Consider the following 24,968-nt stretch of genomic DNA (forward strand, 5'->3'; position numbering starts at 1 on the left):
AATGCGGCTTATACTCTTCGCGGGTTTCTTTAAGGATATAGCGTTAAATTAGTATAAGTAAGACAACATAGCTCAAAGGGCCGCTAGTAAGGGAGCGGTTCTTTTTTTGCTGCGGGTTGGGTGAGTTTAGTTTTATTCAACCTGCACCTGGCCTTTAAAAACAGCCGCATTATATAATTATCCGATCACAATCAGATTGGAGCAGGACGCAATGACTTGTGCAAGGGGAATTCCTGATATCGTGAACTCACTTCGGGAGAACGGAATCATTGATTACAACACGAAGATTCATAATACAATGAGTGGTTCGACGGAAGGTTATGTTCATATTCTTACTGTAGATGGCGTACCGCAGTATGTACTCAAGACTGATGACGAGCTTAGTATTTCACTCGCATCTCAATTACTTCAAGCCTATTCCAGGAGTCCGTTACTGGCTAAGTTAATATATACTGACCCTGCAAAGGCCTTCTTGGTGTATTCGTATTTAGCGGGAACGACCCACTATAATCGGGGACCGAAAAGAGAGTGGATGGCACTTATCGTTAAGCATTTGCTTAATCATTACAGTAGCACTCCTCAAACAGAAGGCTGGGGGAGATTGGAGTATCTGCATCCTTCCTGGCGTGAATTCAACGAACGGAGCTTGGAAGCCGCCAGGGATTATGCCGGAAGTGTTCTGCCCACTGAAGATTATCATAAAGTAGAAGCTTTGATTGAAGAGGTTTCCAAGGTGGATGACAAGTATTTGCTGCACGGAGATACGGGTGTCCATAATTTTGTGTTTAACGATAACGGATTGGCGGGTGTAATTGATCCATCACCGATGGCGGGTCCGGTTATTTATGATTTTACTTATGCTTTTTGCTCGTCCCCGGATAATTTGGACCTGGAAACATTAATGGCTGCCTACAAATGGCTCGATCATGCACCGCTGGAACCATCCAGGCTCATCAAGGAAGTCGTCTTTCAGCTTTACTGCCGCATCGGTATCTGCGTGAGAGTTCATCCACATGATTTGGAAGATTACTTAGAAGCGTGGAGGTACTGGAGGCTACTGCTTTAATAAAATGGGGCCTCTTCGCCGGGTACTTACATCCCGCTGCTAACGGACCCGGATGCGCTTATTCTTCATTGTCCCAAGGTTGGTGTGTGTAACGGACTCCAGGGACGTTATTATGGATTGGTAAGTATACATCTGCTGATACAGCAGCAATAAGCGCATCTCAGTCCGTTCTGGGATGTCCGGCGAAATAACGTCTTTACGGTCCGATAGTTTGCTGAAGTTCTGCCTATGTGGCCTTGCAGCTCGCCGGTAACGTACGCTAAACATAAATCTCTATAGAAAAGGTGACCTCCCATTGCGGCTCTCTGCTCGAGAGCCTTTTGAAAGGTCACCTTTGCGGTTTATGGCGAGGAATGTCCAAGGCACTTCCGCCTTAACAGGCTGTGGACGTGTTCAAGAGCTTCAAGCAAGCAATTCTTACAGCGCAAGGTTCCGCTCAATCAGTTCAATCCGCTGCTGCACGCTGGCATAAGAACGGAGCAGGTCTTCCGGTGTATTCATCACGTAGTCCAGCATCTGGTCGACGGTGGTGGTGGCTACATGGATTCGTGTGTCAGAGGATGCGTAATAAATATAGATTTCGCCGTTATCCCGGGCGATAGCGCCGTTGCAGAAGACGACATTCGAGACGTCGCCGACGCGTTCCTCGCCGTCCGGAGCGATGAAATGGCCGCCCGGTGCGTGAGTAACCTTGTTCGGTTCCGCCAGATCGGAGAGGAACGCATACAGGACGTAACGCAGGCCCGCAGCGGTATTGCGTACACCGTGGGCGATATGCAGCCAGCCCTGCGGCGTCTTGATCGGCGCCGGCCCCTGCCCGTTCTTCACTTCTTTGATAGTGTGGTAGTACCGCTGGTCCATAATGGTCTCGCTGGCGACCACCGCATTCTCCATCGAATCGGAGAGGCCCCAGCCGATGCCGCCGCCGGAGCCGGCGTCAATGAAGCCGTCCTGCGGACGGGTGTAGAAGGCGTATTTGCCATCCACAAATTCCGGATGCAGCACCACGTTGCGCTGCTGGGCGGAGCCGGTCTGCAGATCAGCCAGGCGCTCCCAGGTCTTCAGGTCCTTGGTGCGGGCGATACCGCACTGGGCCACGGCACTGGAAAGATCGCCATGCGGGGCGTCCGGGTCCTTGCGCTCGGTGCAGAAGAGCCCGTAGATCCAGCCGTCCTCATGCTTGGTGAGGCGCATGTCGTAGACATTGATGTCCGGATCGTCTGTCTCCGGCATCACTACAGGACGATCCCAGAACCGGAAGCCGTCCACGCCGCTGTCGCTCTCGGCGACGGCAAAGAAGGATTTGCGGTCATTGCCTTCGACGCGGGCGACAAGATAGAACTTGCCGTCCAGCTCAATGGCACCCGGGTTGAATACGCCGTTCACACCGATGCGCTCGGCGAAGAAGGGGTTGGTCTCAGGGTTGAAATCGTACCGCCAGACAAGCGGGGCATGCTCGGCAGTAAGCAGCGGATATTTATAGCGGTCATAGGTGCCGTTGCCGTAAGGCTGCTTCTCATTCTTGCGGGCAATCAGGGTTTCGTAGCGCTCGGTCAGCTGAGCTTTGCGTTCTTCAAAAATACTCATACATGAGTCTCCTTTGCAGATGGTGTCAGGCGGGTAATCAGTTCAAAGCAGGACCGGCTGTTGTGGTAAGGGCATTTCCAGGCGCTGATCTTCGGCTCATGCTTAAGCGGCTTCAGATCCTTGTCCACACCCCAGAACCATTCGCCATGCTCCGGGTCGGCCAGATGATTGCGGATGAAGCTCCAGGCATTCTGCGAAGCCTCTAGGTATTTCTCTTCTCCGGTTAGCTGATAGGCATTGTAGAACCCGACTACAGCTTCAGCCTGCGGCCACCAGTCCTTGTTCTCATTGACCAGGCCATGGGGCTCGGCTTCGTTCCAGATTCCGCCGTCCGCAGCGATGCCTTCGTCCAGTACGGCTTCGGCCATCGAGACGGCTACCCCGCGCACACGCGCCAGGACCGCTTCATCGCCCAGTACTTCCGCGGCCTCGAACAGCAGCCAGCTGCCCTCGATATCATGACCGTAGGAGACCGTTTCGGACTTCACGTTCCAGGCTTCGTCCAGGAAGAGGTGGAAATGCTGTCCCTTGTCATCCACAATATGATCGATCATCGTCCCGATCAGCTCGGCCAGCTTGACGCGCAGCTCTTCTTCTTTCCAGACGCGGTAGAGCCCGGTATAGGCTTCCAGCACATGCAGATGCGTGTTCATGGATTTCTTCTCATTCATGTCCTTGGCGCTGAGCGACAGCTCCTCGGTAGGCTGCCAATCCCGGGCCAGCGCCTCGATGTAGCCGGTATATTCCGGATCATAGCCGTGCTGCTCCAGCAGGCGGAATAAGGAGACGGCTTCTTCCAGGGCTTCCTTGTTGCCGGTGGCATGATGGTATTCGGCCAAGGCGTAGATGACAAAGGCCTGGCCATAGACCTGCTTCTTGAGCTGGGAAGGGGCGCCGGAGGCGTCGACCATCCAGTAGTACCCGCCGTATTCCTTATCCTTGAAAGCTTCCTTTAAAAAGGCATAGGCGCGGTCCGCCATCATCAGATAGTCCCCGCCGCCGTACATGCGGTAAGCGCTCGCAAAGCTCCACAGAATCCGCGCATTCAGCACCAGGCTCTTCTCGGCTTGCGGGTTGATCTGCATATTATTGTCGATCTTGCCCAGGAACCCGCCGCGCTCCTCATCCAGCGTATGCTTGAGCCAGAAGCCCAGTATGTTCTCCTTCAATTCATCTTCCAGTTCCAGCAGCCATTGTTCCGATGTCATATTCATAGTATAAGTTCACTCCTCAGCTTGTTGTTGGTGCCCCGGTCCTGGCTTCGTAATATGCTCTGATAAACGGGGCGGAGGACTTGCCGTACATGCAGTAATCATCATTGCCTGCCGCTTCTTCCAGCGTGTATAAGGCAGCCGGCCAATCCCAGAGCATAAAGCCCCTGACCCATTCGCGGCGCCCGCTGCTGCCGAACATCGCCCGGTAGAACTTAGCCTGCTCTTCTTCGTCGGGTTCGCCCGGCAGGGACCAGTCGTTCGGGAGAGCAGCGCTTCCGGTGCGGCTGGGGCAGCCGGCTTCCATGAAGAAGAACGGCTTGTTCGCCGCCTCAACGGCCGCCTCAATCCGTGTGAGCTGGTTCTCCCAATCCTCTGCGGGATAATAGCCGCTGGAGGAAATCACATCGACGGCATCCCACCAGGTCACATTGTCCTCCTGGTATTTGTCGCAGTTATACGTGATGATGCCGGAATATACCTTGCGGACTTCGGCGATCAGCGCCCGCCACTCCTCCGCCCGCCTGTCCGTCTGCACCATTTCGCAGCCGACGCAGAACATCTGGCAGCCGGTCTCTTCGGCGATCCGGGCATAATGCAGGATAAAGGCGGTATAGGACCGGAACCAGTCGCTCCATTTCGGCTCGCAGGGAACATCCTTGTCGAAGAAGTTGATATGCGCTCTCCAGGTGCCGTCCGTACAATTGACGATGGGCTTCAGACATACCTTCAGTCCAAGCGATTGGGCTTTGCCGATCGCCCAGCGCACCTCTTCATCGGTCACCGTCGGCTGCTCCAGATAAACAATTTCAGTCGCTTGCGGATGCGCCTGCCAGCCGCAGAAAGCAATCGCAGTCCAGTTCGCTCCTGTTGTCGCCTGCATGAGTTCCATGGAACGCCCGGCTTCGGGGGTGGCCCAGGTGCCGCGGATGCCGGGGAATCCCCAGGTGACGCCTCCGACATAGTCATTGAGCAGTGTCATGTGGAAACCTCGCTTTAATATAATGTAGATGATAGAAGGAAACTAATCATAATTTGTTATATTGTTATTATGATTTTGTTATTTATTAATAACAATAATACAATTCATTTATAACCCTTTTCGCCTGTGATTTCAAGGGTAAACCTCGCTAGTGTAAACAGAAGACCAGAAAAGAGCAATACAGCACATTTGCTATTGGGCAACGGAGGAATATAATTGAAATGATAGCGCAATCATAGCGGACAAGCGAACGGGAGGCGACGATGAAGTGATCAAGGTCATGATTGCGGATGACGAAGAGGTCATCCGCCGCGGACTGGAGAAAATTACAACAAGAATGGACCTGCAGGTCCATGTAGTCGGTTCCTACGGCAATGGGCTGGAGGCCTGGAACCAGCTGCAGGCATTAACGCCGGGGGATATTGACCTTCTGATTACGGATATCAAAATGCCCCGCATGGACGGCTTCATGCTGATCGAAGCCGCCAGGGACCATATGGAGCAGCTGCCGATTGCCGTGCTGAGCGGCTTCAGCGAATTCGATTATGCCCGGCGCGCCATGCGCTTTGGCGTGCTCGATTATTTATTGAAGCCCATTGAGAAGGCGCAGCTGTATGATTTGCTGAAGCGGGTGGAAGAGGGCAAGAACCGGCAGACCGGTATCCCTGAGCCGGAGAGTCAACCTCATGCTGAAGGCGGCGAGCATTATGTTGTCGAGCAGACCAAGGCCATCCTTGAAAGAGAATACATGCATAACTTTGAGCTGGAGCGTCTGGCTGAAACCGTGGGCATGAATGCGAGCTATATCAGCCGTTTGTTCAAATATAAGACCGGCCAGACCATTACAGACTATCTGATCGGCATCCGTATTGCTAAAGCGAAGGAGCTGCTGACTACCCGGCCGGATCTCAAAAATTATGAAATTGCCGAGAAGGTCGGTTACAGCGACCCGGTATATTTCAATAAACTGTTTAAGAAGGTGTGCGGTGTTACACCGAAGGACTATAAGTGCGGCTGCAGGACGCAGAAGGGCAGTTCCTAGAACTGCCAAGGCCGGAAGCCGGTTGCGGATTGTTCAGCAATATTAATAGGAAACTATTTTTTTAGGAGAGAGAGGGCATGCCTTCTCTCTATTTTTGCGTCTTACTATATAACAAATATTTAAATTTATAAAACAAAAATAACAAATAGAAGACCAGAAAAAGCAATAGAAACCATCGTTTTCACCCTGAAAACGGTCTATAATAGCTTTTGTAAGCGATATCACTACTATTTTCTCAGAGTATGACGGATTGTATCTCTATAATTTGTTATCACTTTGCGGAGATAGAAAATAACTGTTATTAAATTGTTAGTAAATGAATTGAAGAGAGGGGTCAACAAAACGATGAAAAAAAGTAAAGCAATGACAGGTTTAATGGCAACGGCGCTGCTGGCCACATTGTTCACCGGCTGTTCCTCCAACAACAACGGAAACAATGAAGCGGCAACAAACAATGCGGGTGCAGGAACAAATGCTGAAGCTACCGCAGCTCCTGCGGGCGAGCCTGCCAAAGAGATCAAGGGCGAAATCACTGTAATTACACAACGGACAGATATCGTGGATACGGTATTCCAGGATTATGCTAAGCAGTTCAACGAGAAATATCCGGACGTCAAAGTGAATTTCGAAGCTCTTTCCAGCTACGAAGACCAGATCAAGATCCGTATGAGCACCGAAGATTACGGCGATGTGCTGCTCCTGCCGACCAGCATTGCCGTCAAGGATCTGCCGGACTTTTTCGAGCCGCTGGGCCAGCTGTCCGAGATGGAGAAGACCTATACGAGCCTGGAAGAGCGCGCCGTGGACGGAGTGGCTTACGGGATTCCAATTACCGTCAACTATTCCGGCGTAATTTATAACAAGCAGGTCTTTAAGGATGCCGGCGTTACTGAAGTTCCGACCACAATCGATGAGTTCATGGCTGCTCTGCAGAGCATTAAGGACAAGACTGACGCTGTTCCGCTCTACACCAACTATGCAGCAGGCTGGACGCTGACCCAATGGGAAGCCGTGCTGGCTACCGTTGCTGGCAACCGCGACTATGTCAATATCGAGCAGGTAGCCTCGGACGACAACTTCGTGCAGGGCAAACCGCATTATGACCTGTACAAAGTGATGTATGACGCCGCCAAGAACGGCCTGATCGAAGAAGATCCAACCACGACCGACTGGGAATCCTCCAAGGCGGACCTGGCCAACGGCAAGATCGGCACCATGGTGCTGGGCTCCTGGGCCATCGGCCAGATCAAAGCGCTGGCTACCAATCCGGATGACGTAGGCTTCATGCCGTTCCCGACGAACTCAGATAAAGTATTCGTACCGCTGGCCGGAGACTATAACCTCGGGGTGAGCGTGCACAGCAAGAACAAGGAAGCGGCAAGAGCCTGGCTGGACTGGTTCATCAACGAATCCAGCTATCCAACGGTGGAAGGCGGCGGCATGAGCCCGGTCAAGGGTGCGGAGCTGCCTGAGATTCTGAAGCAATTTGAAGGCACTAACGTCACATTTGACACCCTGGCGCCGGCTAAATCCGGAGAAGAAGGCTGGGTGGATGCCATTGATAAGGAAGCCGAAATCGGCCTCTGGCAGCCGGACTTCAAGAAAGTGATTATTGAAGCGGCGATCGGCAACCGCAAGGAATCCTACGACGATATCATGAAGGACCTGAACGATAAGTGGAAAGAGGCGCGGGCCAAGATTACGTCCGGACAATAACCGGCGGACCAAGGCACAGCTATAGTCAGGGCTTTAACCGCAAGGGTGAGGACAGATTACAGAATAGGGGAACTGCCGCCTGCGGCAGTATCCCCCTTCACTTTTGCAGGTGAGGAAGCAGTAATGGAAGTGGAAAGTATTGCGTTTCTTAGGAGGTGTGGAGAGTGCCCAAATTGTCCAACTTAAGCTACAAAAATCAGCGGATTCTGATCATTATCCTGTTCTCATTAATACCGGTAGCGCTGCTGCTGACCTTCTCGTACCTGCCGGTGTTCAAGATGTTCCAGTACAGCTTCACAAGCTGGAACGGTCTCAGCAAAGACATGGAGTACGTCGGCTTCGAGAACTACAAGACTATTTTTACAAAGCCTGAGTATTTCGCGGTATTCAAAGTCAGCTTGTACTATTTCTTTGCCACCTTTATTCAAATGGGCCTGGCCCTCTATTTCGCCACGATTCTCAGCTTCAATGTCCGGATGAAGAACTGGTTTAAAGGCATTTTGTTCTTCCCGACACTCCTTAACGGGGTGGCCATCGGTTTTATTTTCCTGTTCTTCTTTAAGCCGGACGGCACGCTGAATACGATTCTGGACCTGCTGGGGCTCGGCGCCTGGCAGCAGAAATGGCTGCTTAACCCGAATCTCATTAATGTTTCGCTGGCCTCCGCCTCCGTCTGGAGATACATGGGGATGAACTTTATCATCTTCCTCGGGGCGATCTCTTCGATCGGCAGCGATATTTACGAGGCTTCGGAGATTGACGGCGCGAACCGCTGGCATCAATTCCTGCACATTATTATTCCGAGCATCAAGCGTATCCTGCAGCTCAATCTGATTCTGGCGATCAGCGGAGCGATCGGTGTCTTCGAAATTCCGTACGTCATGACCGGCGGGTCCAACGGCAGCGGTACCTTTGTCATCCAGACCGTCGATGTGGCCTTCAAATACAGCAAGCTTGGCCTGGCTTCCGCAATGGCTGTCGTGCTTCTTGTGATCGTTATTCTGGTGACCATTCTGCAGCGTGTTCTGATTAAGGAGGAGAAATAAGCCATGCATACAGCCAAATATTCCGCGGCCTCCTTCTTCAAATACTTCACTTTGGTGCTGGGAGCGCTGGCGGCGCTGATTCCGATTGTCGTTGTTTTCTTTGCTTCGCTTAAGACCAATGCCGAGTATGCCTCGACCGGTCCGCTGACGCTGCCGGAGAATTGGCTCAATTTCTCGAACTATACCAAGGCTTTTGTCGATGGAAAAATGCTGCTCGGCTTCAAAAACACGATTATCATCGTGATTATTTCCATCGCCGGCGCGACACTGACCGGTTCGATGATGGCCTACATTCTTGCCCGGTTCAAATTCAGAGGCAGCAAGCTGCTGATGGGCGCCTTCCTGCTGGCCACGCTGATTCCCGGTGTAACCACACAGGTGGCGACCTTCCAGATCATCAACTCCCTGGACCTATTTAATACACGCTGGGCGCCGATTGTCATGTATCTGGGCACGGATATTATTGCCGTGTATATCTTTATGCAGTTCCTGGATTCGATCTCCGAGTCGCTGGATGAATCGGCCATGCTGGACGGCGCTTCCTACTGGACGATTTACTCGCGCATTATCCTGCCGCTGCTCAGTCCCGCCATTGTTACGGTGATCATCGTTAAAGGCGTCAATATTTACAATGATTTCTACACGCCGTTCCTGTATATGCCCAAGAGCTCGCTGCAGGTCGTCTCGACGGCGCTGTTCAAGTTCAAAGGCCCGTACGGTTCACAGTGGGAGGTTATATGCGCGGCCATCATGATTGCTATTATTCCGACGCTGATTGCCTTTGTCGCGCTGCAAAAATACATTTACAACGGTTTTGCCCAGGGTTCCGTGAAATAAGCGGTGAAATAAGCCGTGAAGTAAGCGAACTCCGGGACAGCTTAAAGACTACCCGGTTGACCGCAGCAGCTTGAAACGCTGACGGAAATATGGAAGGAGCCTATTTATGAGCGAAGTCAAAATTATCGGCCCGAACGTGCCGAACATGCCCTGGCAGGAGAAGCCGGCCGGACATGAGAATCCGCTGTGGAGACACAGCGACAATCCCGTCATTAAACGCAACCCGGCCAAAGGGGTTGCCCGTATCTTCAACAGTGCGGTAGCCGCTTACGAAGGCAGCTTTGTCGGTGTTTTCCGCGTCGAGGATAACACTACACGCCCGCATTTGCGGATGGGCTATAGCAGCGATGGCCTGGACTGGAAGATCGACGACGAGCCGATTGTGTTCCAGGACGAGGAAGGCAATCCCTATCAGCCGCGTTATGCGTATGATCCCCGTCTGGTAAAGGTGGAAGACACCTACTATATCATCTGGTGCACCGATTTCTACGGCGCAGCGATCGGTGTAGGCTCCACCCAGGATTTCAAAACCTTCCGCAGCCTGGAAAATCCGTTCCTGCCGTTCAACCGCAACGGCGTGCTGTTCCCGAAGAAGCTGAACGGCAATTTCGTGATGCTGTCCCGTCCGAGCGACAGCGGCCATACCCCGTTCGGCGACGTGTTCCTGAGCGAAAGCCCGGATTTCGTCTACTGGGGCAAGCACCGCCATGTGATGACCAAAGGCGGCAGCGGCTGGTGGCAGAGCGTCAAGATCGGCGGCGGTCCGGCGCCGATTGAAACCACCGAAGGCTGGCTGATGTTCTATCATGGCGTGACCGGCACCTGCAACGGACTGGTCTACAGTATGGGCGCGGTCATTCTGGACCGCGACGAACCGTCCAAGGTGAAATACCGTTCCAAATACTTTGTGCTGACGCCGGAGGAGTGGTATGAGGAGCGCGGCTTTGTAAGCAACGTAGTGTTCCCGTGCGCGACCATCCATGATGCCGAAACCGGCCGCATTGCGATCTACTACGGAGCTGCCGACACCTATGTCGGCATGGCATATACCACGGTCCAGGAGATTGTCCAGTTCGTAATCGATACCCATGAGGAAGTCGGCGACGACGCCGGACTGGGGCGGATCTAAATTGCTGAACGCAGCGGATTAGAGGGGCCGGACTTGGAATCAGTTTATGCATGTGATTTCCTGGAGCAGGAGCCTTGGGGCTCCTGCTTGAATGCGTGCATGGACAAGCGGGCATACATCCCTTTGTCTGTTGGATGGGACATGGAGCAGGCCGGTAGCTTGGTGGGTTCTGCTGCATTCTGTACAACAGACACGGCTTAATTTGCGGTAAATTGATTATCTAATGTACTTTATGCAATAGATTGGGCAGGGAACCGCTCTATAGATGGATTCTGCAGATATCTAGTGTACAAAGTGCAATTGAAGGTTCAAAAGCAGTTAGTAGAAGGGGAATCTAATGTACAAACTGCAACAGATGCTCTGTCAGAGTGTCAATAAACATAGAGGAGAAGATCAGGATGACCAACGAACGCTCAGAGCCGGAGCTGCTGTCTTATCAGGGCAGCAGCCCAAAGCCGGCTGATTTCGATAAATACTGGGAGCGTGCCCTCGCGGAGCTGGATGCCCAGTCTCTCGATTATGAGCTGGTTCCGGCTGAGTTCCGGAGCGAGCTCGCGGAATGCTTTCATTTGTATTTTACCGGTGTAGGCGGGGCGCGGGTGCATTGTAAATATGTACGGCCGAGGATGAAAGGGGCGGAGCGGGGCCGGGGCCTTGTCATGTTCCATGGTTATGCCTGCGACAGCGGAGACTGGATGGAGAAGGTCGCCTATGCGGCACATGGTTTCAGTGTGCTCGCCATGGACTGCCGCGGACAGGGCGGCTTGTCGGAGGATAATCTGGCTGTACAGGGGACGACGATCCGCGGACATATTATCCGGGGGATAGATGACCCCGATCCGGACAATCTGTATTACCGGAACGTCTTTCTGGATACCGCCCAGACGGCGCGTATCCTGATGAGCATGCCGGAGGTCGACCCGGCGCGGGTCGGCGCTTATGGCTGCTCCCAGGGCGGAGCGCTCACCGTGGTTTGTGCTGCCCTGGAGCCGCTTATTGCCGCCGCCCTTCCGGTCTATCCGTTCCTCTCCGATTACAAACGGGCCTGGGAACTCAACATCACGACTTCGGCTTATGAGGAGCTGAATTACTATTTCCGTTTCTTTGATCCGCATCATTTGCGGGAGGAAGAGATTTTTAACCGTCTGGGGTTGATTGATATCCAAAACCTGGCCGGGCGCATCCAGGGTAAAGTGCTGTGGGTGACCGGACTCATGGATTCAATCTGTCCGCCCTCCACCCAATTCGCCGCATACAATAAAATCACCGCTCCGAAAGAGCTGCTGGTCTATCATGAATACGGCCATGAATATCTTCCGTATCTTGCGGATAAGGCGCTCCGCATGTTCATGGAGCTGTAAGAGGGAGCGCGGCGCTTTAGGCGATTAATACAACAGGAGAAGCAAATGGAGCATACAGAATTCGACTATGGTAGAACCGGGCACATGCCAAACTAGAGGCATATCAGTTTTAGGCATATTAGTTAGAGGCATGCCCAGCAGGAGCCATGCCCAGCTAGTGGCATACCATATCTAGCTAGAGGCATACCGAGCTAGGGTCAGACTAAACTAGGGCAGACCAAGCTAGAACCAAATCTGGCTGTAATCATTCAAAGCTAGGGCCGGACCAAGCTGGCCAAACCGAGCTGGTGGCATGTTGAGTGGTAACCATACCGAGCTAGAGGCATATCAAGCTAAGGTCGGACTAAACTAGGGCAGACCATGCAAAGGCATAGGCAAGCGCGGGTCTGGGGACTTGGGGCTAGTTGGATTTTTGCTACTTATTTTCCGCGTGAAGTTCGATCTTTGGAGACTAGTTGGATTTCCGCCCACTAATTTGCTGGGAATCCGCGTTGGAGATCATTTTTACCATAATTAAGTGGCGATTATCGAACTAACCTGCAGTTAACTGGCGCAAACGAGCATATTAAGTGGCGAAAATCCAATTAATGTTGTTTAGGGGGTTTTAAACCAAGTCGATTTTAAACAGAGTCAATTCTAAGGCCGCAACAACCGAAATAACCTGCTTGGTACGCCGCCCGTCCCTATTGGATGGGCGGCTCTTTGCGTGAAATGAAGCGGAGAGAGAAGTAAGGAGCAAAGAGCTGCGGTGCATGAGCGCCATTCTGCGAAGGCTCAAGTAATAATTGTGCCAGTTGGGCATAATAGTGAGGCGGACTATGACGTGAAATAGCTGTGAAACAGCTATAGAATGACTGTGTAATGACTGTAGTGTGAAATGGCTGAGAAATGCAGTGAAATGACTGAGAAATGCAGTGAAATGACTGTGCTGAAAAATGACCGTGACATGGCTGAGGGGGTATCGCCTTGCTGAGGCTTGTACATAAACGAATTTTCTGGGGCTTGTTCATACTGATTGGCCTGCTGGCGGTACTGATTCTGCGGCTGGCCTGGGTGCAGCTGCTGCTGAAGGACCGTCCGGTTCCCGGCGCTGCGTACAGCCTGGCCAAGATGGCCGAGATCCAAAGCGAGCGCGAAACCGTGCTCGACAGCGGCCGGGGGCGGCTGCTTGACCGCTCCGGCAAGCCGCTGGCGGGGGAGACGGTATGGACGGCGGCCTTCTTCCCGCAGGAGGAGCAGCCAGTATCTGCAGCAGGCCGGACAGACGGCGAGCAGCCGCTGCGCCGGTTGGCCACCGTCCTGGGGGCGACCTATGAGGAAATGCGGGACAAGCTGCAGACGATGAAGGAGCCCTTCCTCTGGCCTGATCCGGCCGGCGGCGGCAAGGTGCCGCTTGCGCTGACCGAACAGCAGGCGGAAGAAGTGGGGCGGCTCGGCATCGACGGGGTCAGTGTGCTGCCGTATAACCGCCGGTATGACGGCACTGCTTCCGGCAGCCAGTGGCTGGGGTACTTGTCCGAGGCCGGTCCTAAGGAAGCGAAGCGGTCGCCCAGCGGACTACGCGTGCCGCTGAGCGGCACGGACGGCCTGGAGAAGACGCTAGAGCCGCTGCTGCAGGGTGTCGGGCATACGGAGGCCTTCGCGCAGGTGGATGCGCGCGGCAACCGCCTGCCGGGCAGCGGGATACAGGTCAGGGCTCCGGGCAACCCTTATTATCCTTTGTCCGTATATATGACTGTAGATATGAAGCTTCAGGAAGACATTGAAAGGCTGGCCGTGGACTCCGGCATGCAAGAGGGAGCGGTAGTAGTGCTTGACGCGGAGAACGGCGATATCGAGGCGATGGTGTCACTTCCGCTGTATAACCCGCTCAAGATTGATCCCGCAGGCGGCCAGTGGAACAACCGCGCACTGCAGGGAGTTATTCCCGGTTCCATCTTTAAAGTTGTGACCGCTGCCGCCGCGCTCGAAGCTGGAGTGACCTCCCCGGACGAGCCCTTCTTCTGCTCAGGGGAGTACGGCAAATACGGCCTCAGCTGCGCAAACGGCAAAGGACACGGCGCCCTCACCATGGCGGAGGGATTTGCCGTGTCCTGCAATACTGTGTTCGCCACGCTGGCGGAGCGGCTGAGCGGGCCGCAGCTGCAGCGCGCCGCGCTGGCGCTGGGCCTCGGCCGCCAGGTCGGCTGGCAGGCCGAGCGCACGCTGGGCCTGCCGCTGCTGCGGCCGCTCGCCGGGGAGCAGCCGGGCGTCATCTTCGCCGCCGGAGAACAGCCGGGCGCTGACGGCGGCGCCAGGGTGCAGACCGCCATCGGACAGCGCGATGTGCGGGTAACGCCGCTGCAGGCCGCGAACCTGGTGGTGACGCTGCTGCACGGCGGCGAAGTGCGGGCGCCGCGCATTCTGCAGCGCGTCGCCTTCGCGAACGGGCAGACGCTCAGCGAGCTGCCCGGCCATCTGGCTCCGGCGGCGGACGAGATCTCGCCGCAGACCTCCCGGCTGCTGCTCTCCATGATGCGCCGGGTCGTCACGGACGGGACCGGCCGCAAGCTGCAGCAGGCGCGCTGGCCGCTGGCCGGCAAATCCGGGACCGCCGAAACGCTGGTCCGCGGCAAGGCGCGCAATAACCAGTGGTTCATCGGCTACGGCCCGGTGGACCATCCGAAATATGCAGTCGCCGTGGCCGTGGAGAACGCCGCACCCGGTGGCCCGCATCTTGCGACCAGGCTGTTCGGTCAGGTATTCGACCAGCTGGCCGGATCTTCGGGAGTCTGAGGCTGCTCCAGATCGCCGCTCATCGTGTCCTTGTTCACCGCTCCGTTCGGCTGGCCGGTTCTTCCGGAGCCTGAGGCTCCGCTGAAGAGCCTGTCTCCGGATCGCCGCTTACCGGTCCGCCGGCAGTGCTGGGCTCCGATGCGGCGAACGGCGAGACGATGAATTCTTCCTTCGGCAGATAAATCCAGCGCTGCAGATACCCCTGCTGAATCAGCTCCTTGATCAGGATCAGCAGAATCGGCGCAAGAATCAGGCCGGCCACACCGAAGGCGGACATGGAGATCAGCACGAACGACAGCATCAGGAACGCTGAGGAGACGCCGATCGAGTTGCCGGTAATCTTCGGCTCCAGCAGCTGCCGGACAATCAGCACCACCGCCAGCAGGACCAGCAGTCCGATGGCCATCCCCGTGTTGCCGACAATGAACAGGTAGATGATCCACGGAATGAGGATCGTCGACACGCCGAGCAAGGGCAGCAGGTCAAAGACGGCGCAGACCAAAGCCATCGTCAGCTCGTTGCCCGTGCCGAGGATGAACAGCCCGACCAGCACAATGGCGAAGGTGATGGTGATCAGAATCAGCTGCGCCTTCAGGTAGGAGCCGATGGCCTTGAAGACATTGGCCTGCAGAAACGCATACGCCGTCTTGAGCGTTTTCGGCATTTTGTCATGGGCAATCTTGCGCCAGTCCTTAATCTCCATGCTCAGGAAGAAGGCCAGAATAATGCCGACCCCGAAATTGGCCATAAAGGAGGAGAAGGAGCCAAGCAAACCGATCATATAATTAAAGAAGACCGTCAGCCAGCGGGAGAGAATATTGGTGATATTGGTAAAATACCCGTTGAGCTTGTCGGTCAGATCCGGTGGCAGCGCATCGATTTTCTGCTTAAGAAAGGTTGTCGTTTCGGTAAAGCTTGCCTGGACAACTGCCGTATAGTACGGAAGATTGCCTTCCAGACGCATGATCTGCATCGCAATCAGCATGCCGGCGCCGAACAGCACACCCAGCAGCAGCACGACAAACAATATCACTGATATGGCCGAGGCGAACGGCTTGGCCATTCCCTTGCGGTTCAGAAAGCGCGCGAGCGGCTCGATGATCATAAAGACGAAGAAGGACAGGAAGACCGGGGCGGCGAGCGCATAAAGCTTACTGAAGGCCAGCATGACCAGATAGACCGTCAGCACCACCAGCCCGATATCAAAGAAGGTGCGCCAATATTTTTTGTAAAGCGGCAACATGAATACAACCGACTCCTTTTTTAGGTCACATAATTTGGATGATTTGTCTGTTACGATACATTCATTGTACATGATTCTGTGAAAAAAGCGCCATTTTCTTCGGGAGTTATGTTAAAATAGGGGGTAACGTCTTTTTGCGGCCTGCTCGCTTTCCGGTATTCGCAAAGGCGGTTCGCTACTCGTTTTGGCCGTGCGTGATCTCTGTATGCAGCATGAACGGACCAAAAGTCAACTCTGGAAAAGCGGGGAATTTACATGCAGACTTTGCTGCTCTGGTTATTTTACATCTCGACCTTTTATGCATTTATTCCGGGACTGATCAGCCGGCTGTTCGGTTATCGCGTTTTCCGCAAAGGCGTGGGGACCAAGGAGTTTTCGCTCACCTTCGATGACGGGCCTGACCCGGTATATACACCGCGGCTGCTTGATCTTCTGAAGCGCTATAATATGAAGGCTACTTTCTTTGTTGTGGGTGCGCATGCCGAACGGCATCCGGAGATTGTGAAGCGGATGCACGACGAAGGGCATCTGATCGGTATCCATAATTATCACCATAAGACCAATTGGCTGATGTGGCCGCGGACCGTCAAACGGCAGATCCAGCGGACGGATGATATTATTTACAGTATTACCGGTGAACGGAGCACATATTACCGTCCGCCGTGGGGGATCGTCAATCTGTTCGATTTCTCGAAACGCCGCCAGGTGCAGATCGTGCTCTGGTCGGCGATGTTCGGCGACTGGAAGGAGAAGCTGGGGGCCGAGCGGCTGACGGCCAAGCTACTGGCCAAGCTGAATCCCGGCGAGGTGATGCTGCTGCATGATTGCGGCCGGACGCCGGGCGCCGATCCCAAGGCGCCGGAGCAGATGCTGCTTGCACTGGAGCGGATGCTTCAGGAAGTGCAGCGGCGCGGCCTCTGCAGCATCCGGATTGACGAGATGATCCGCCAGGTGCAGGCCTCTCCGCTGCAGCGGCTCTCCTTTGGCAAGCGGCTGCTCGTCGGACTGTGGCTCATCTGGGAGCAGCTATTCCAGTTTATGTTCCGCATCAAGACCATATCACCGGCCGATCCGTTTCTGCATTACCGGCTGCGCAAGTATCAGGGCGAGACGGTACGGATGGAGGGCGGCGAATTCCTGCGCAAGGGCGACAATGTGATTGAGTTGCATTTTGACAACCGGCAGCTGTTCGAGTTGGGGCTGCATGCCCGTTCCACCGCCCAGCTGGCGATCCGCATGATCCGCAAGATGGAGAAGGATTTGCCTGCACTCGCGGATAAGATTGCCGCCAATGGGGATCTGGCCGAGGCGAAGGCGCTGTACGGGGTCAGCATGATCAACCGCGGTCCGGAGAAATTCGGCTTCATGGTGCTGGATTTGCCGGATGGCTGGTTCGCCCGTTCCACCAAGTTCTACCTCAGCATTCTGCTGAGTGTGATTCACCCGGCCGGAGGTGCAAGGCTGAAGCAGCGCAGTGAAATGCTTGTGCCGAAGATGATGCTGATGCCAGTCTCGCAATTGCTGAATCAGATGAACCGCCAGCGTCCGCAGAAGCAGATAACCCACCTCGAACGGGTGCGGGAGGAAGAGCTGACGCTCGAGCCCGAGCTGCCGGGAGCAACGGCGGTGCGATAGGAGCTCAATTAGTGCCGAACTCATAAGTTAAAGCTCATGGAAGATTGAAGCTCCGCAGCCCTATCGGGTGCGGGGCTTTATTTACGTCCTGCTCCGCACGGATTGGGGGCATTGAAAGGAACAAGATCACGGCTCCGCACACCAAAAACCGGCCCTGCAGTCTTGTAAGACTGGCAGGGCCGGTTCCATTCATGCGTTCAGTAGATTAAATCTTCAGCACGCCGCCCTTGCTGGCATTGGTAACCAGCTTGGAGTAGCGGGCGAGGTAGCCGGTCTTGACCTTCGGCTCGAATTCTTTCCAGTTGCTGCGGCGGGCGGCCAGCACTTCCTCGTCAACCAGCAGCTCGATCTTGCGGTTGTTGAGGTCAAGCTCGATGATGTCGCCGTCTTCCACGAAGGCAATCGGGCCGCCTTCGGCCGCTTCCGGCGAGATGTGGCCGATGCTGATGCCGCGGGAGGCGCCGGAGAAGCGTCCATCCGTGATCAGGCCGACCTTGGCGCCGAGACCCATGCCGACGATCTGCGAGGTCGGGGCGAGCATTTCCGGCATGCCCGGTCCGCCCTTCGGACCTTCATAACGGATGACTACAACGTGGCCTTCCTTGACTTTACCACCGGCGATGCCTTCCAGTGCTTCCTCCTGGGAGTCGAAGCAGATGGCCGGACCTTTGTGGTAGCCGCCGACCGAAGAATCGACTGCGCCAACCTTGATGATGGAGCCTTCCGGTGCCAGGTTGCCGTAAAGCACGGACAGGCCGCCGACCTGGGAGTAAGGATTATCTATCGTATGGATCACGCTGGTATCCTGGATTTCATGGCCGGTTACGTTCTCGGCCAGCGTCTTCCCGGTAACGGTCATGCAATCGCCGAACAGTGCGCCCGGCTTCTTCAGCAGCTCGTTCAGCACGGCGCTGACGCCGCCGGCCCGGTCCACGTCCTCGATGAAGATGTCGGAGGCCGGAGCAAGCTTGGCCAGATAAGGCACGCGGTTAGCTACTTCGTTAATGCGCTCCAGCGGATAATCCACGCCCGCTTCCTGGGCAATAGCCAGCGTATGCAGCACGGTGTTGGTGGAGCCGCCCATGGCCATATCCAGCGCAAAGGCGTTGTCGATGGATTCCTTCGTTACGATGTCGCGCGGCTTAAGGTCGATCTTGATCAATTCCATCAGCTGCTTCGCTGATTTGCGGACGAAATCTTTGCGTTCCTCGGCTACAGCAAGGATGGTGCCGTTGCCCGGGAGCGCCAGGCCCATCGCTTCAGCCAGACAGTTCATCGAATTGGCGGTGAACATGCCCGAACAGGAACCGCAGGTCGGACAGCCGAATTGTTCCAGCTCCAGCAGCTCATCGTCGTTGATCTTGCCGACCTGGTGCGCACCGACACCTTCAAACACGGAGGTCAGGGAGAGCTTGCGGCCTTTGCTGTCCACGCCGGCCTTCATCGGGCCGCCGCTGACGAAGATCGTCGGGATGTTGACGCGCAGGGCGCCGAGCATCATACCGGGCGTGATTTTGTCGCAGTTGGGAATGCAGACCATGCCGTCGAACCAGTGCGCGGAGACGACCGTTTCCAGGGAGTCGGCAATGATCTCGCGGCTGGGCAGGGAGTAGCGCATGCCGATGTGGCCCATGGCGATACCGTCGTCTACGCCGATCGTATTGAATTCGAACGGAACGCCACCGGCTTCGCGGATCGCTTCCTTGACGATCTTGCCGAATTCCTGCAGATGCACATGACCCGGAACGATATCAATATAAGAATTGCAGACCGCAATAAACGGCTTGCCGAAATCCTCTTCTTTTACTCCGGCGGCACGCAGCAGACTGCGGTGCGGCGCGCGGTCAAAGCCTTTCTTGATCATGTCAGAACGCATTTTCTTGGCTGCCATACAAGTGGTTCCCCCCTAAAAAAAATTGGTCAGGCGTAGCATCCTCCAGGCTGCATGAAGCAGGCCCGGCATCGCCGGAAATAACAGATGGTGCCGCGTTAACGCATTACAATCCCGGATGCTGCGGATCCGCGGTTTATAGAAAGAACAGGGTCCAGCTTCTTGAATATGGAAGAAGGAGGGCGGAGCCGTTTCTATAAAAACATCATGCCGGTAAACACCGGCTGTATAAGATTTTTCTTATTAAGTGAGTCTATCACAAAAGGCCTGCTTTTTCTACCGGACAATGTGAAGTTTGTCCCTGCAGCACAGTTCTTTTTACATACCTGGTAAATACCCGATCACGCAGCAAAAAAGCCTCTCCCAAAGGAAAGGCCGGGAATTGCGGAAAGTTACAGCGGACGGCGTAGCGCGGCTTGGCGCAGGACACTCATCCATTCCACCGGCGGCTCGACCAGCGGATGCAGCAGGCGCTTTACGGCAGGCTGGGCAAGGAGTACGGTGAAGACGACAGCCGAGAGCACCACAAGCACGGCACCGGCGGCGCCGCTGATGTATGTGTAGATGCCGGAGACGACAGCCAGCCGGACGATGAAACCATGCAGAAGGAACACATACAGCGTGCGGCGCCCCAGGTCTGTCATCCGGCTGAACCGGTACGGCACCCAGCCGAGGAACGCAAGCGAAGCGGCAAACTGCAGACCGTACATCGCCAGACGATAGGCGCCTGCATACCACTCCAGGGCTTCTACCTGCATAAAGGTCATATTTCCGTACAGCCATCCCAGCGGAATGCCTTGGAATACGGAGCCCAGCGTCACAAGCAGCACAGCAGAGACGGCTGCGGCGGCAATTCGGACATACTTATGATAGATTTTTTCGAAGAGGGCAAAATTAAAATGATAGCCGATAACAAAGAACGGCAGGTACACAAAGGTCCGGCTGATGCTGAACCAGACGCCGTCAAGCTGCAGATACCCGACAGCCATACCGGCCGCAATGGCGAAGGCGAGCTTCGTCCACACCGACCAGCGCGCCATACCGAGCATCAGAAGACGCCAGAAGAGATGGCTGGCCAGGAACCAGAGCAATAGATAAGGGGCAAAGAAGGAATGGTGGATATTATCGGCATGGAATAGAGAGACGTCAAGTGCAGAGTACAGGCTCTGGAATATGAGGTACTGCAATCCGATCTGCAGCAGCACTTTGCGGCCGGCGGCGCCGGTGAGGCTTCGTTTGGCAAAGTACCCGGTGACCAGGACGAACAGCGGCATGTGGAAGCTGAAGATCCAGACGAACAGGCTATGCAGTCCGCTCATTTGGCCGATCAGAGGTTCGATCACATTGCCGACAAAGACCGTAACAATAAGCATGAAGCGGAGATTGAGGAAAAAAGTTTCCCCGCGCGTCTCCAGCGAATGTTCCTGCTGCATACCTCTACCCCCAATAATCTGTGTGGCAATTAATTTAATTTTAAAATACATGATTTCCAAAAGATAAATTGTGAAATATATCACAATAGTAAGCGTTATCACAGCGTACATATGTGGCGATGTGTTGAAGGTTGTTTGATTGATGGGCTTACTATATAATTTTCAGTAGGCAGTAAACGGGAGTGAATCTATTGAAAAAAAGGATAACAAAACGCCGCATCCTGACCGGATTGCTTGTGGTTCTGGTTGTGGCTGCTTTAGGTGTATGGAAATATTTGACCCCTTACGCGCCTGAACCTGCCGCTGAGACGGCGCTGATCTCCTCCGGCGGTGTCACTGTCGAGGAGAATGACAACTGGATCAGCTTTGAGCCCTCAGCCATTCTCGGGACATCGGTCATTTTCTACCCCGGCGGGCTGGTTAAACCGGAAGCGTATGCGCCTCTCGCCAAGAAAATCGCCTCCGCCGGACATCCTTTCTATATCGCCAAGATGCCGCTGAACCTGGCAGTAATCGACGGGGACGCCGCCGGTGACATCATCCGTGTCCATCCCCGGCAGACCTTCGTTATCGGCGGGCACTCGCTGGGCGGCGTGATGGCCTCGCGCTATGCGGCGGAGCATCCAGAGGATTTTGAAGGCGTGTATTTTCTTGCTTCTTATGCCGATGAGAAGGGCAGCCTGAAGGATACGACCCTTTCCGTTCTTTCGGTGCTCGGCACCAAGGATGAGGTAGTCGACAGGGACAAATATAACGAAGGACGCTCCTATTTGCCAAGCAACACGGTCTATACCTCAATCCCGGGCGGCAACCATGGCCAATTCGGCAGTTATGGTCCGCAAAAAGGCGACGGAACGCCGACGATTACGGAAGATGAACAGCAGAGCAGCACGGCCCGGGCGATGCTCGACTGGCTGGGGAACCTGCGTTAATGTATCGAACCGTTAACAGAGAGGAGCGGTAACATGCCCGTATTGCATATCAATGAAACAGCGGTACCCTGCAAGGGGATTTTGTTCGACAAGGATGGGACGCTGCTTGATTTGCTGGCAACATGGGGAACCTGGGCAGAGCTGGTGCTGCGCGGGCTGGAGAACCAGCTGGCGCTTAGCGGAACCGGCCCTGCCTTTGATTTGTCCGCGGTGCTGGGCACCGCCCATGATGCCGCCGGACGAATTACCGGCTATGACCCCGCCGGACCGCTGGCCATGGCCACCTCGGAAGAGACGGGCGGCATCCTGACCTGGCAGCTTTATACTGCCGGGGTTCCCTGGAACGAAGCAAAGCTGCGCGTGAACGACATTATTAAGGAAGCTATGGAAGAGCTGCGTACGCGGCGGCTGGCTGTACCCCTGCCCGGACTGTTGCCCTTCCTGCTGAAATGCGCCGAAGCCGGCCTTAAGCTCGGGGTAGTCACCTCCGATGAAGCCAAGACAACCGGCGAACAGCTTGAATGGCTTGGCGCAGCCGGGTATTTCGGCAGCGTGGTTACGCGTGACCGTGTCACCCACGGCAAGCCTGCACCGGAGATGGCGGAGCTGGCCTGCGCCGAGCTGGGCCTTGCGCCGGAGGAGACCGTCATCATCGGCGACAGCAACGCGGATATGCAGCTCGGCAAGGGGGCGGGGCTATGCTTCTCGCTGGGGATTGCCCCGGACGGCGCGGGTGCGCATTTGCTGGACGCGGACGCGGTGGTTTCTGATTTCCGGGCGCTGCGCATTACCGCTGAACTCATAAAGCGATGAAAGGAAGTGCAGCTGGCATGGATTCATTGCAGCAGCTGGTTTCATGGATCAAGGAAAGCGACAATATAGTGTTCTTCGGCGGCGCGGGAACCTCCACGGAAAGCGGCATCCCCGACTTCCGCTCGGCGGCCGGACTGTATACGGCGGAGCATGAATCGCCGTTCCCGCCGGAGGTGATGCTGAGCCGCAGCTTCTTCATGGCCCAGCCGGAGGTCTTCTTCGATTTCTACCGCAGCAAAATGCTTCATCCCGGCGCGGAGCCAAACGGTGCGCATCTGCTGCTGGCCGAGCTGGAACGGCGCGGGAAGCTGCAGGCCGTCGTTACGCAAAATATCGACGGCCTGCACCAGCTGGCCGGCAGCAAGTCGGTGCTGGAGCTGCACGGCTCCGTCCACCGCAACCATTGCCTGGATTGCGGCCGTTTTTACGGGCTGGAGCAGGTGACCGGTTCCGCGGAACGCGTGCCGCGCTGCCCGGAGTGCGGCGGTATGATCAAGCCGGATGTGGTGCTGTACGAAGAAGAGCTCGACCATCATGTGCTGATGTCGGCGCTGGCCGCCATTTCCGCCGCTGATCTGCTGATCATCGGCGGCACTTCGCTGACCGTCCAGCCGGCAGCCAGCCTGGTTACGTATTTCAAGGGCCGGCATACCGTGCTGCTGAACAACGACCCGACACCGTACGACCACCGGGTGGATCTCATCTTGAAGGGCCGCATCGGCGAAGTGATGAGGAGCATTTCAAGCCTCATCTGAAATTGAACGTGCATTACCAATAGTTCGATTTTCGCATACTAATCTTGCTTTTTTTTTGGACTTCAGGAATCTAATTTGATTATCGCCACTTAATTTCGACGTTAGGGCTGCAATCCTTCTTTTTCGCCCCTACTAAGCGGCGGTTATCCAACTAAATTTGTGTTCATCTTCATTCAGCTGCAATTAAGTGGCGTTTTTCCAACTGCGGTGTGCAAACAGGGGCTGCCTACCGCTCATCTAACTAGAGATGATTGACGGCGAACCATCCAGCGATTAGCGGCAGTTATCAAGGAAATTCTCGGCCGGAAGTCCAAACAATCCCCGCAGCTGTGAGCCAATAGACCGAATATTCGAAGAACGGTTATCCCGCACAACTTTTATTTTCGGCTAAGCGATTATGTGCGCCCCAGGCGGTTTAAAATAGGGTAACGCTTGGCAACCGAGAACGAGAAGAGGCGGTGATGGCAATGGTATATGTGGCCAGCGATGATCGTTATGAGGCTATGAGGTATAACCGTGTGGGCAGGTCGGGCTTGAAGCTGCCAGCTGTATCGCTTGGCTTGTGGCATAATTTCGGCGGGATCGACGCCTACGAGAACGGCCGGGAGATGATTGTCCGTTCGTTTGATCTTGGCATTACCCATTTCGACCTGGCCAACAATTACGGGCCGCCTGCCGGTTCGGCGGAGGAGTTGTTCGGAAAGGTGCTGGCCCGGGACCTTGCGCCTTACCGCGATGAGATAGTCATCTCCACCAAGGCGGGATATTATATGTGGCCCGGACCGTATGGTGAATGGGGCTCGCGGAAATATATGCTGGCCAGCCTCGACCAGAGCCTGAAGCGGCTTGGGGTGGAATATGTGGATGTTTTCTATTCTCACCGCCCCGATCCCGAAACGCCGCTGGAGGAGACGATGGGCGCGCTGGCGTATGCCGTCCGCTCCGGTAAAGCACTCTACGTGGGCTTATCCAACTATTCTGCCGAGCAGACGGCTGAGGCGATCCGGATTCTGGATGAGCTGGGCACCCCGCTCCTGATCCATCAGCCGAGCTACTCGCTGCTGGACCGCTGGATCGAGCAGAGCCTGCAGGATGAGCTGGACAAGCATGGCGTCGGCAGCATCGTCTTCACCCCGCTGGCCCAGGGCATGCTGACGAATAAATATTTGAACGGCATACCGTCCGATTCCCGGGCAGCCGGGCCTTCGACGGCGCTCAGCGAGAGCAGAATTACGCCGGAAGCCCTGCGCAAGATCCGTGCGCTCAACCAAATGGCTGTCTCGCGGGGCATGACGCTGGCGCAGTTCGCGCTTCTCTGGACGCTGCGCGGCGGCAGAGTCACCTCAGCGCTGATCGGCGCAAGCCGCGTCAGCCAGATCGAGGAGAATATCGCCGCGCTGGCCCACAGTGACTTCACGCAGGAGGAGCTGGAGCGGATCGAGAATATTCTCCACACCGATCCCGAGGCCGGAGGGTAAGACTTCCGCAGAATCCGCAACGCCAACATCATCAGC

General features: G+C 55.2%; 19 protein-coding genes. 13 read left to right on the top strand and 6 right to left on the bottom strand.

The features are described from left to right. The first annotated feature begins 211 nt into the window (after positions 1 to 211). Positions 212 to 1,066, top strand: a complete 855-nt coding sequence (locus tag F1381_RS26235) for a phosphotransferase (protein ID WP_151737781.1) — start codon at positions 212 to 214, stop codon at positions 1,064 to 1,066. A gap of 417 nt (positions 1,067 to 1,483) precedes the next feature. Here F1381_RS26235 and F1381_RS26240 read toward each other — a convergent pair whose 3' ends face one another. Genes F1381_RS26240 through F1381_RS26250 form a run of 3 tightly spaced genes read right to left on the bottom strand, consistent with a single transcriptional unit; the run spans position 1,484 to position 4,846 of the window. Beyond that, positions 1,484 to 2,653, bottom strand: a complete 1,170-nt coding sequence (locus tag F1381_RS26240) for a glycoside hydrolase family 130 protein (RefSeq protein WP_151737782.1) — start codon at positions 2,651 to 2,653, stop codon at positions 1,484 to 1,486. Then, complete coding sequence (locus F1381_RS26245; RefSeq protein ID WP_425495300.1) at positions 2,650 to 3,861, bottom strand: AGE family epimerase/isomerase; 1,212 nt, start codon at positions 3,859 to 3,861, stop codon at positions 2,650 to 2,652. Before F1381_RS26245 ends, F1381_RS26240 begins: the two co-directional genes overlap by 4 nt. A gap of 22 nt (positions 3,862 to 3,883) precedes the next feature. Continuing rightward, positions 3,884 to 4,846 (bottom strand): glycoside hydrolase family 113, encoded by a 963-nt coding sequence (locus F1381_RS26250; RefSeq protein ID WP_151737784.1) that lies wholly within the window; start codon positions 4,844 to 4,846, stop codon positions 3,884 to 3,886. 268 nt (positions 4,847 to 5,114) lie between these two features. Here F1381_RS26250 and F1381_RS26255 point away from each other — a divergent pair, with 268 nt between their 5' ends. The 7 genes from F1381_RS26255 (at position 5,115) to F1381_RS26285 (ending at position 14,752) form a co-directional block, all read left to right on the top strand. Then, positions 5,115 to 5,888 carry a response regulator transcription factor gene (locus F1381_RS26255; protein WP_151737785.1) on the top strand — a complete coding sequence of 258 codons (774 nt, stop codon included), beginning with the start codon at positions 5,115 to 5,117 and terminating at the stop codon, positions 5,886 to 5,888. A gap of 345 nt (positions 5,889 to 6,233) precedes the next feature. Then, complete coding sequence (locus F1381_RS26260) at positions 6,234 to 7,604, top strand: ABC transporter substrate-binding protein (protein ID WP_151737786.1); 1,371 nt, start codon at positions 6,234 to 6,236, stop codon at positions 7,602 to 7,604. Positions 7,605 to 7,768: 164 nt separating this feature from the next. Beyond that, positions 7,769 to 8,650: a carbohydrate ABC transporter permease gene (locus F1381_RS26265; protein ID WP_151737787.1), complete on the top strand. Its 882-nt coding sequence runs from the start codon at positions 7,769 to 7,771 to the stop codon at positions 8,648 to 8,650. Positions 8,651 to 8,653: 3 nt separating this feature from the next. Beyond that, positions 8,654 to 9,487 (top strand): carbohydrate ABC transporter permease, encoded by an 834-nt coding sequence (locus F1381_RS26270; protein WP_151737788.1) that lies wholly within the window; start codon positions 8,654 to 8,656, stop codon positions 9,485 to 9,487. Between the two features lie 106 nt (positions 9,488 to 9,593). After that, the gene (locus F1381_RS26275) at positions 9,594 to 10,616 is read left to right on the top strand and encodes a glycoside hydrolase family 130 protein (protein WP_151737789.1); all 1,023 of its coding nucleotides are present in this window, start codon (positions 9,594 to 9,596) and stop codon (positions 10,614 to 10,616) included. Between the two features lie 398 nt (positions 10,617 to 11,014). Beyond that, positions 11,015 to 11,977 (top strand): acetylxylan esterase, encoded by a 963-nt coding sequence (locus F1381_RS26280; RefSeq protein ID WP_151737790.1) that lies wholly within the window; start codon positions 11,015 to 11,017, stop codon positions 11,975 to 11,977. A 966-nt stretch (positions 11,978 to 12,943) separates the two neighbouring features. Then, a complete protein-coding gene (locus F1381_RS26285) occupies positions 12,944 to 14,752 on the top strand; it encodes a peptidoglycan D,D-transpeptidase FtsI family protein (protein ID WP_246188206.1) in 1,809 nt (602 codons plus the stop codon). A gap of 34 nt (positions 14,753 to 14,786) precedes the next feature. Here the strand turns inward: F1381_RS26285 and F1381_RS26290 are convergent, their stop codons facing one another. Continuing rightward, entirely contained in the window at positions 14,787 to 15,995 is a 1,209-nt protein-coding gene (locus F1381_RS26290; RefSeq protein ID WP_151737792.1) for an AI-2E family transporter, read from the bottom strand. Positions 15,996 to 16,250: 255 nt separating this feature from the next. On the opposite strand from F1381_RS26290, the gene F1381_RS26295 reads away from it, so the two are divergent. After that, positions 16,251 to 17,630 carry a polysaccharide deacetylase family protein gene (locus F1381_RS26295; RefSeq protein ID WP_151737793.1) on the top strand — a complete coding sequence of 460 codons (1,380 nt, stop codon included), beginning with the start codon at positions 16,251 to 16,253 and terminating at the stop codon, positions 17,628 to 17,630. 205 nt (positions 17,631 to 17,835) lie between these two features. On the opposite strand, the gene ilvD is transcribed toward F1381_RS26295, so the two are convergent. Continuing rightward, positions 17,836 to 19,521 carry a dihydroxy-acid dehydratase gene (gene ilvD, locus F1381_RS26300; protein ID WP_151737794.1) on the bottom strand — a complete coding sequence of 562 codons (1,686 nt, stop codon included), beginning with the start codon at positions 19,519 to 19,521 and terminating at the stop codon, positions 17,836 to 17,838. A 392-nt stretch (positions 19,522 to 19,913) separates the two neighbouring features. Continuing rightward, positions 19,914 to 20,954: an acyltransferase family protein gene (locus F1381_RS26305; RefSeq protein WP_151737795.1), complete on the bottom strand. Its 1,041-nt coding sequence runs from the start codon at positions 20,952 to 20,954 to the stop codon at positions 19,914 to 19,916. Positions 20,955 to 21,136: 182 nt separating this feature from the next. Between F1381_RS26305 and F1381_RS26310 the strand changes: the two genes are divergently transcribed. From F1381_RS26310 to mgrA, 4 genes are all read left to right on the top strand, one after another. Next, a complete protein-coding gene (locus F1381_RS26310) occupies positions 21,137 to 21,886 on the top strand; it encodes an alpha/beta hydrolase (protein ID WP_246188207.1) in 750 nt (249 codons plus the stop codon). A gap of 33 nt (positions 21,887 to 21,919) precedes the next feature. Beyond that, positions 21,920 to 22,699 carry an HAD family hydrolase gene (locus F1381_RS26315; RefSeq protein WP_151737797.1) on the top strand — a complete coding sequence of 260 codons (780 nt, stop codon included), beginning with the start codon at positions 21,920 to 21,922 and terminating at the stop codon, positions 22,697 to 22,699. Between the two features lie 17 nt (positions 22,700 to 22,716). Then, positions 22,717 to 23,454 carry an NAD-dependent protein deacylase gene (locus tag F1381_RS26320; RefSeq protein WP_151737798.1) on the top strand — a complete coding sequence of 246 codons (738 nt, stop codon included), beginning with the start codon at positions 22,717 to 22,719 and terminating at the stop codon, positions 23,452 to 23,454. Between the two features lie 467 nt (positions 23,455 to 23,921). Continuing rightward, the gene (mgrA, locus tag F1381_RS26325; protein WP_151737813.1) at positions 23,922 to 24,932 is read left to right on the top strand and encodes an L-glyceraldehyde 3-phosphate reductase; all 1,011 of its coding nucleotides are present in this window, start codon (positions 23,922 to 23,924) and stop codon (positions 24,930 to 24,932) included. Positions 24,933 to 24,968: the final 36 nt, after the last annotated feature.

Source organism: Paenibacillus tengchongensis (genome assembly GCF_008973665.1).
GTDB lineage: Bacteria > Bacillota > Bacilli > Paenibacillales > Paenibacillaceae > Paenibacillus_AQ > Paenibacillus_AQ tengchongensis.

What these genes read in the sequence shown, in the direction of transcription:
- F1381_RS26235 (WP_151737781.1), top strand. Translation starts at nt 212, where the DNA reads ATGACTTGTGCAAGGGGAATTCCTGATATCGTGAACTCACTTCGGGAG.
- F1381_RS26240 (WP_151737782.1), bottom strand. Translation starts at nt 2,653, where the DNA reads ATGAGTATTTTTGAAGAACGCAAAGCTCAGCTGACCGAGCGCTACGAA.
- F1381_RS26245 (WP_425495300.1), bottom strand. Translation starts at nt 3,861, where the DNA reads ATGACATCGGAACAATGGCTGCTGGAACTGGAAGATGAATTGAAGGAG.
- F1381_RS26250 (WP_151737784.1), bottom strand. Translation starts at nt 4,846, where the DNA reads ATGACACTGCTCAATGACTATGTCGGAGGCGTCACCTGGGGATTCCCC.
- F1381_RS26260 (WP_151737786.1), top strand. Translation starts at nt 6,234, where the DNA reads ATGAAAAAAAGTAAAGCAATGACAGGTTTAATGGCAACGGCGCTGCTG.
- F1381_RS26270 (WP_151737788.1), top strand. Translation starts at nt 8,654, where the DNA reads ATGCATACAGCCAAATATTCCGCGGCCTCCTTCTTCAAATACTTCACT.
- F1381_RS26275 (WP_151737789.1), top strand. Translation starts at nt 9,594, where the DNA reads ATGAGCGAAGTCAAAATTATCGGCCCGAACGTGCCGAACATGCCCTGG.
- F1381_RS26280 (WP_151737790.1), top strand. Translation starts at nt 11,015, where the DNA reads ATGACCAACGAACGCTCAGAGCCGGAGCTGCTGTCTTATCAGGGCAGC.
- F1381_RS26290 (WP_151737792.1), bottom strand. Translation starts at nt 15,995, where the DNA reads ATGTTGCCGCTTTACAAAAAATATTGGCGCACCTTCTTTGATATCGGG.
- F1381_RS26295 (WP_151737793.1), top strand. Translation starts at nt 16,251, where the DNA reads ATGCAGACTTTGCTGCTCTGGTTATTTTACATCTCGACCTTTTATGCA.
- ilvD (WP_151737794.1), bottom strand. Translation starts at nt 19,521, where the DNA reads ATGGCAGCCAAGAAAATGCGTTCTGACATGATCAAGAAAGGCTTTGAC.
- F1381_RS26305 (WP_151737795.1), bottom strand. Translation starts at nt 20,954, where the DNA reads ATGCAGCAGGAACATTCGCTGGAGACGCGCGGGGAAACTTTTTTCCTC.
- F1381_RS26315 (WP_151737797.1), top strand. Translation starts at nt 21,920, where the DNA reads ATGCCCGTATTGCATATCAATGAAACAGCGGTACCCTGCAAGGGGATT.
- F1381_RS26320 (WP_151737798.1), top strand. Translation starts at nt 22,717, where the DNA reads ATGGATTCATTGCAGCAGCTGGTTTCATGGATCAAGGAAAGCGACAAT.
- mgrA (WP_151737813.1), top strand. Translation starts at nt 23,922, where the DNA reads ATGGTATATGTGGCCAGCGATGATCGTTATGAGGCTATGAGGTATAAC.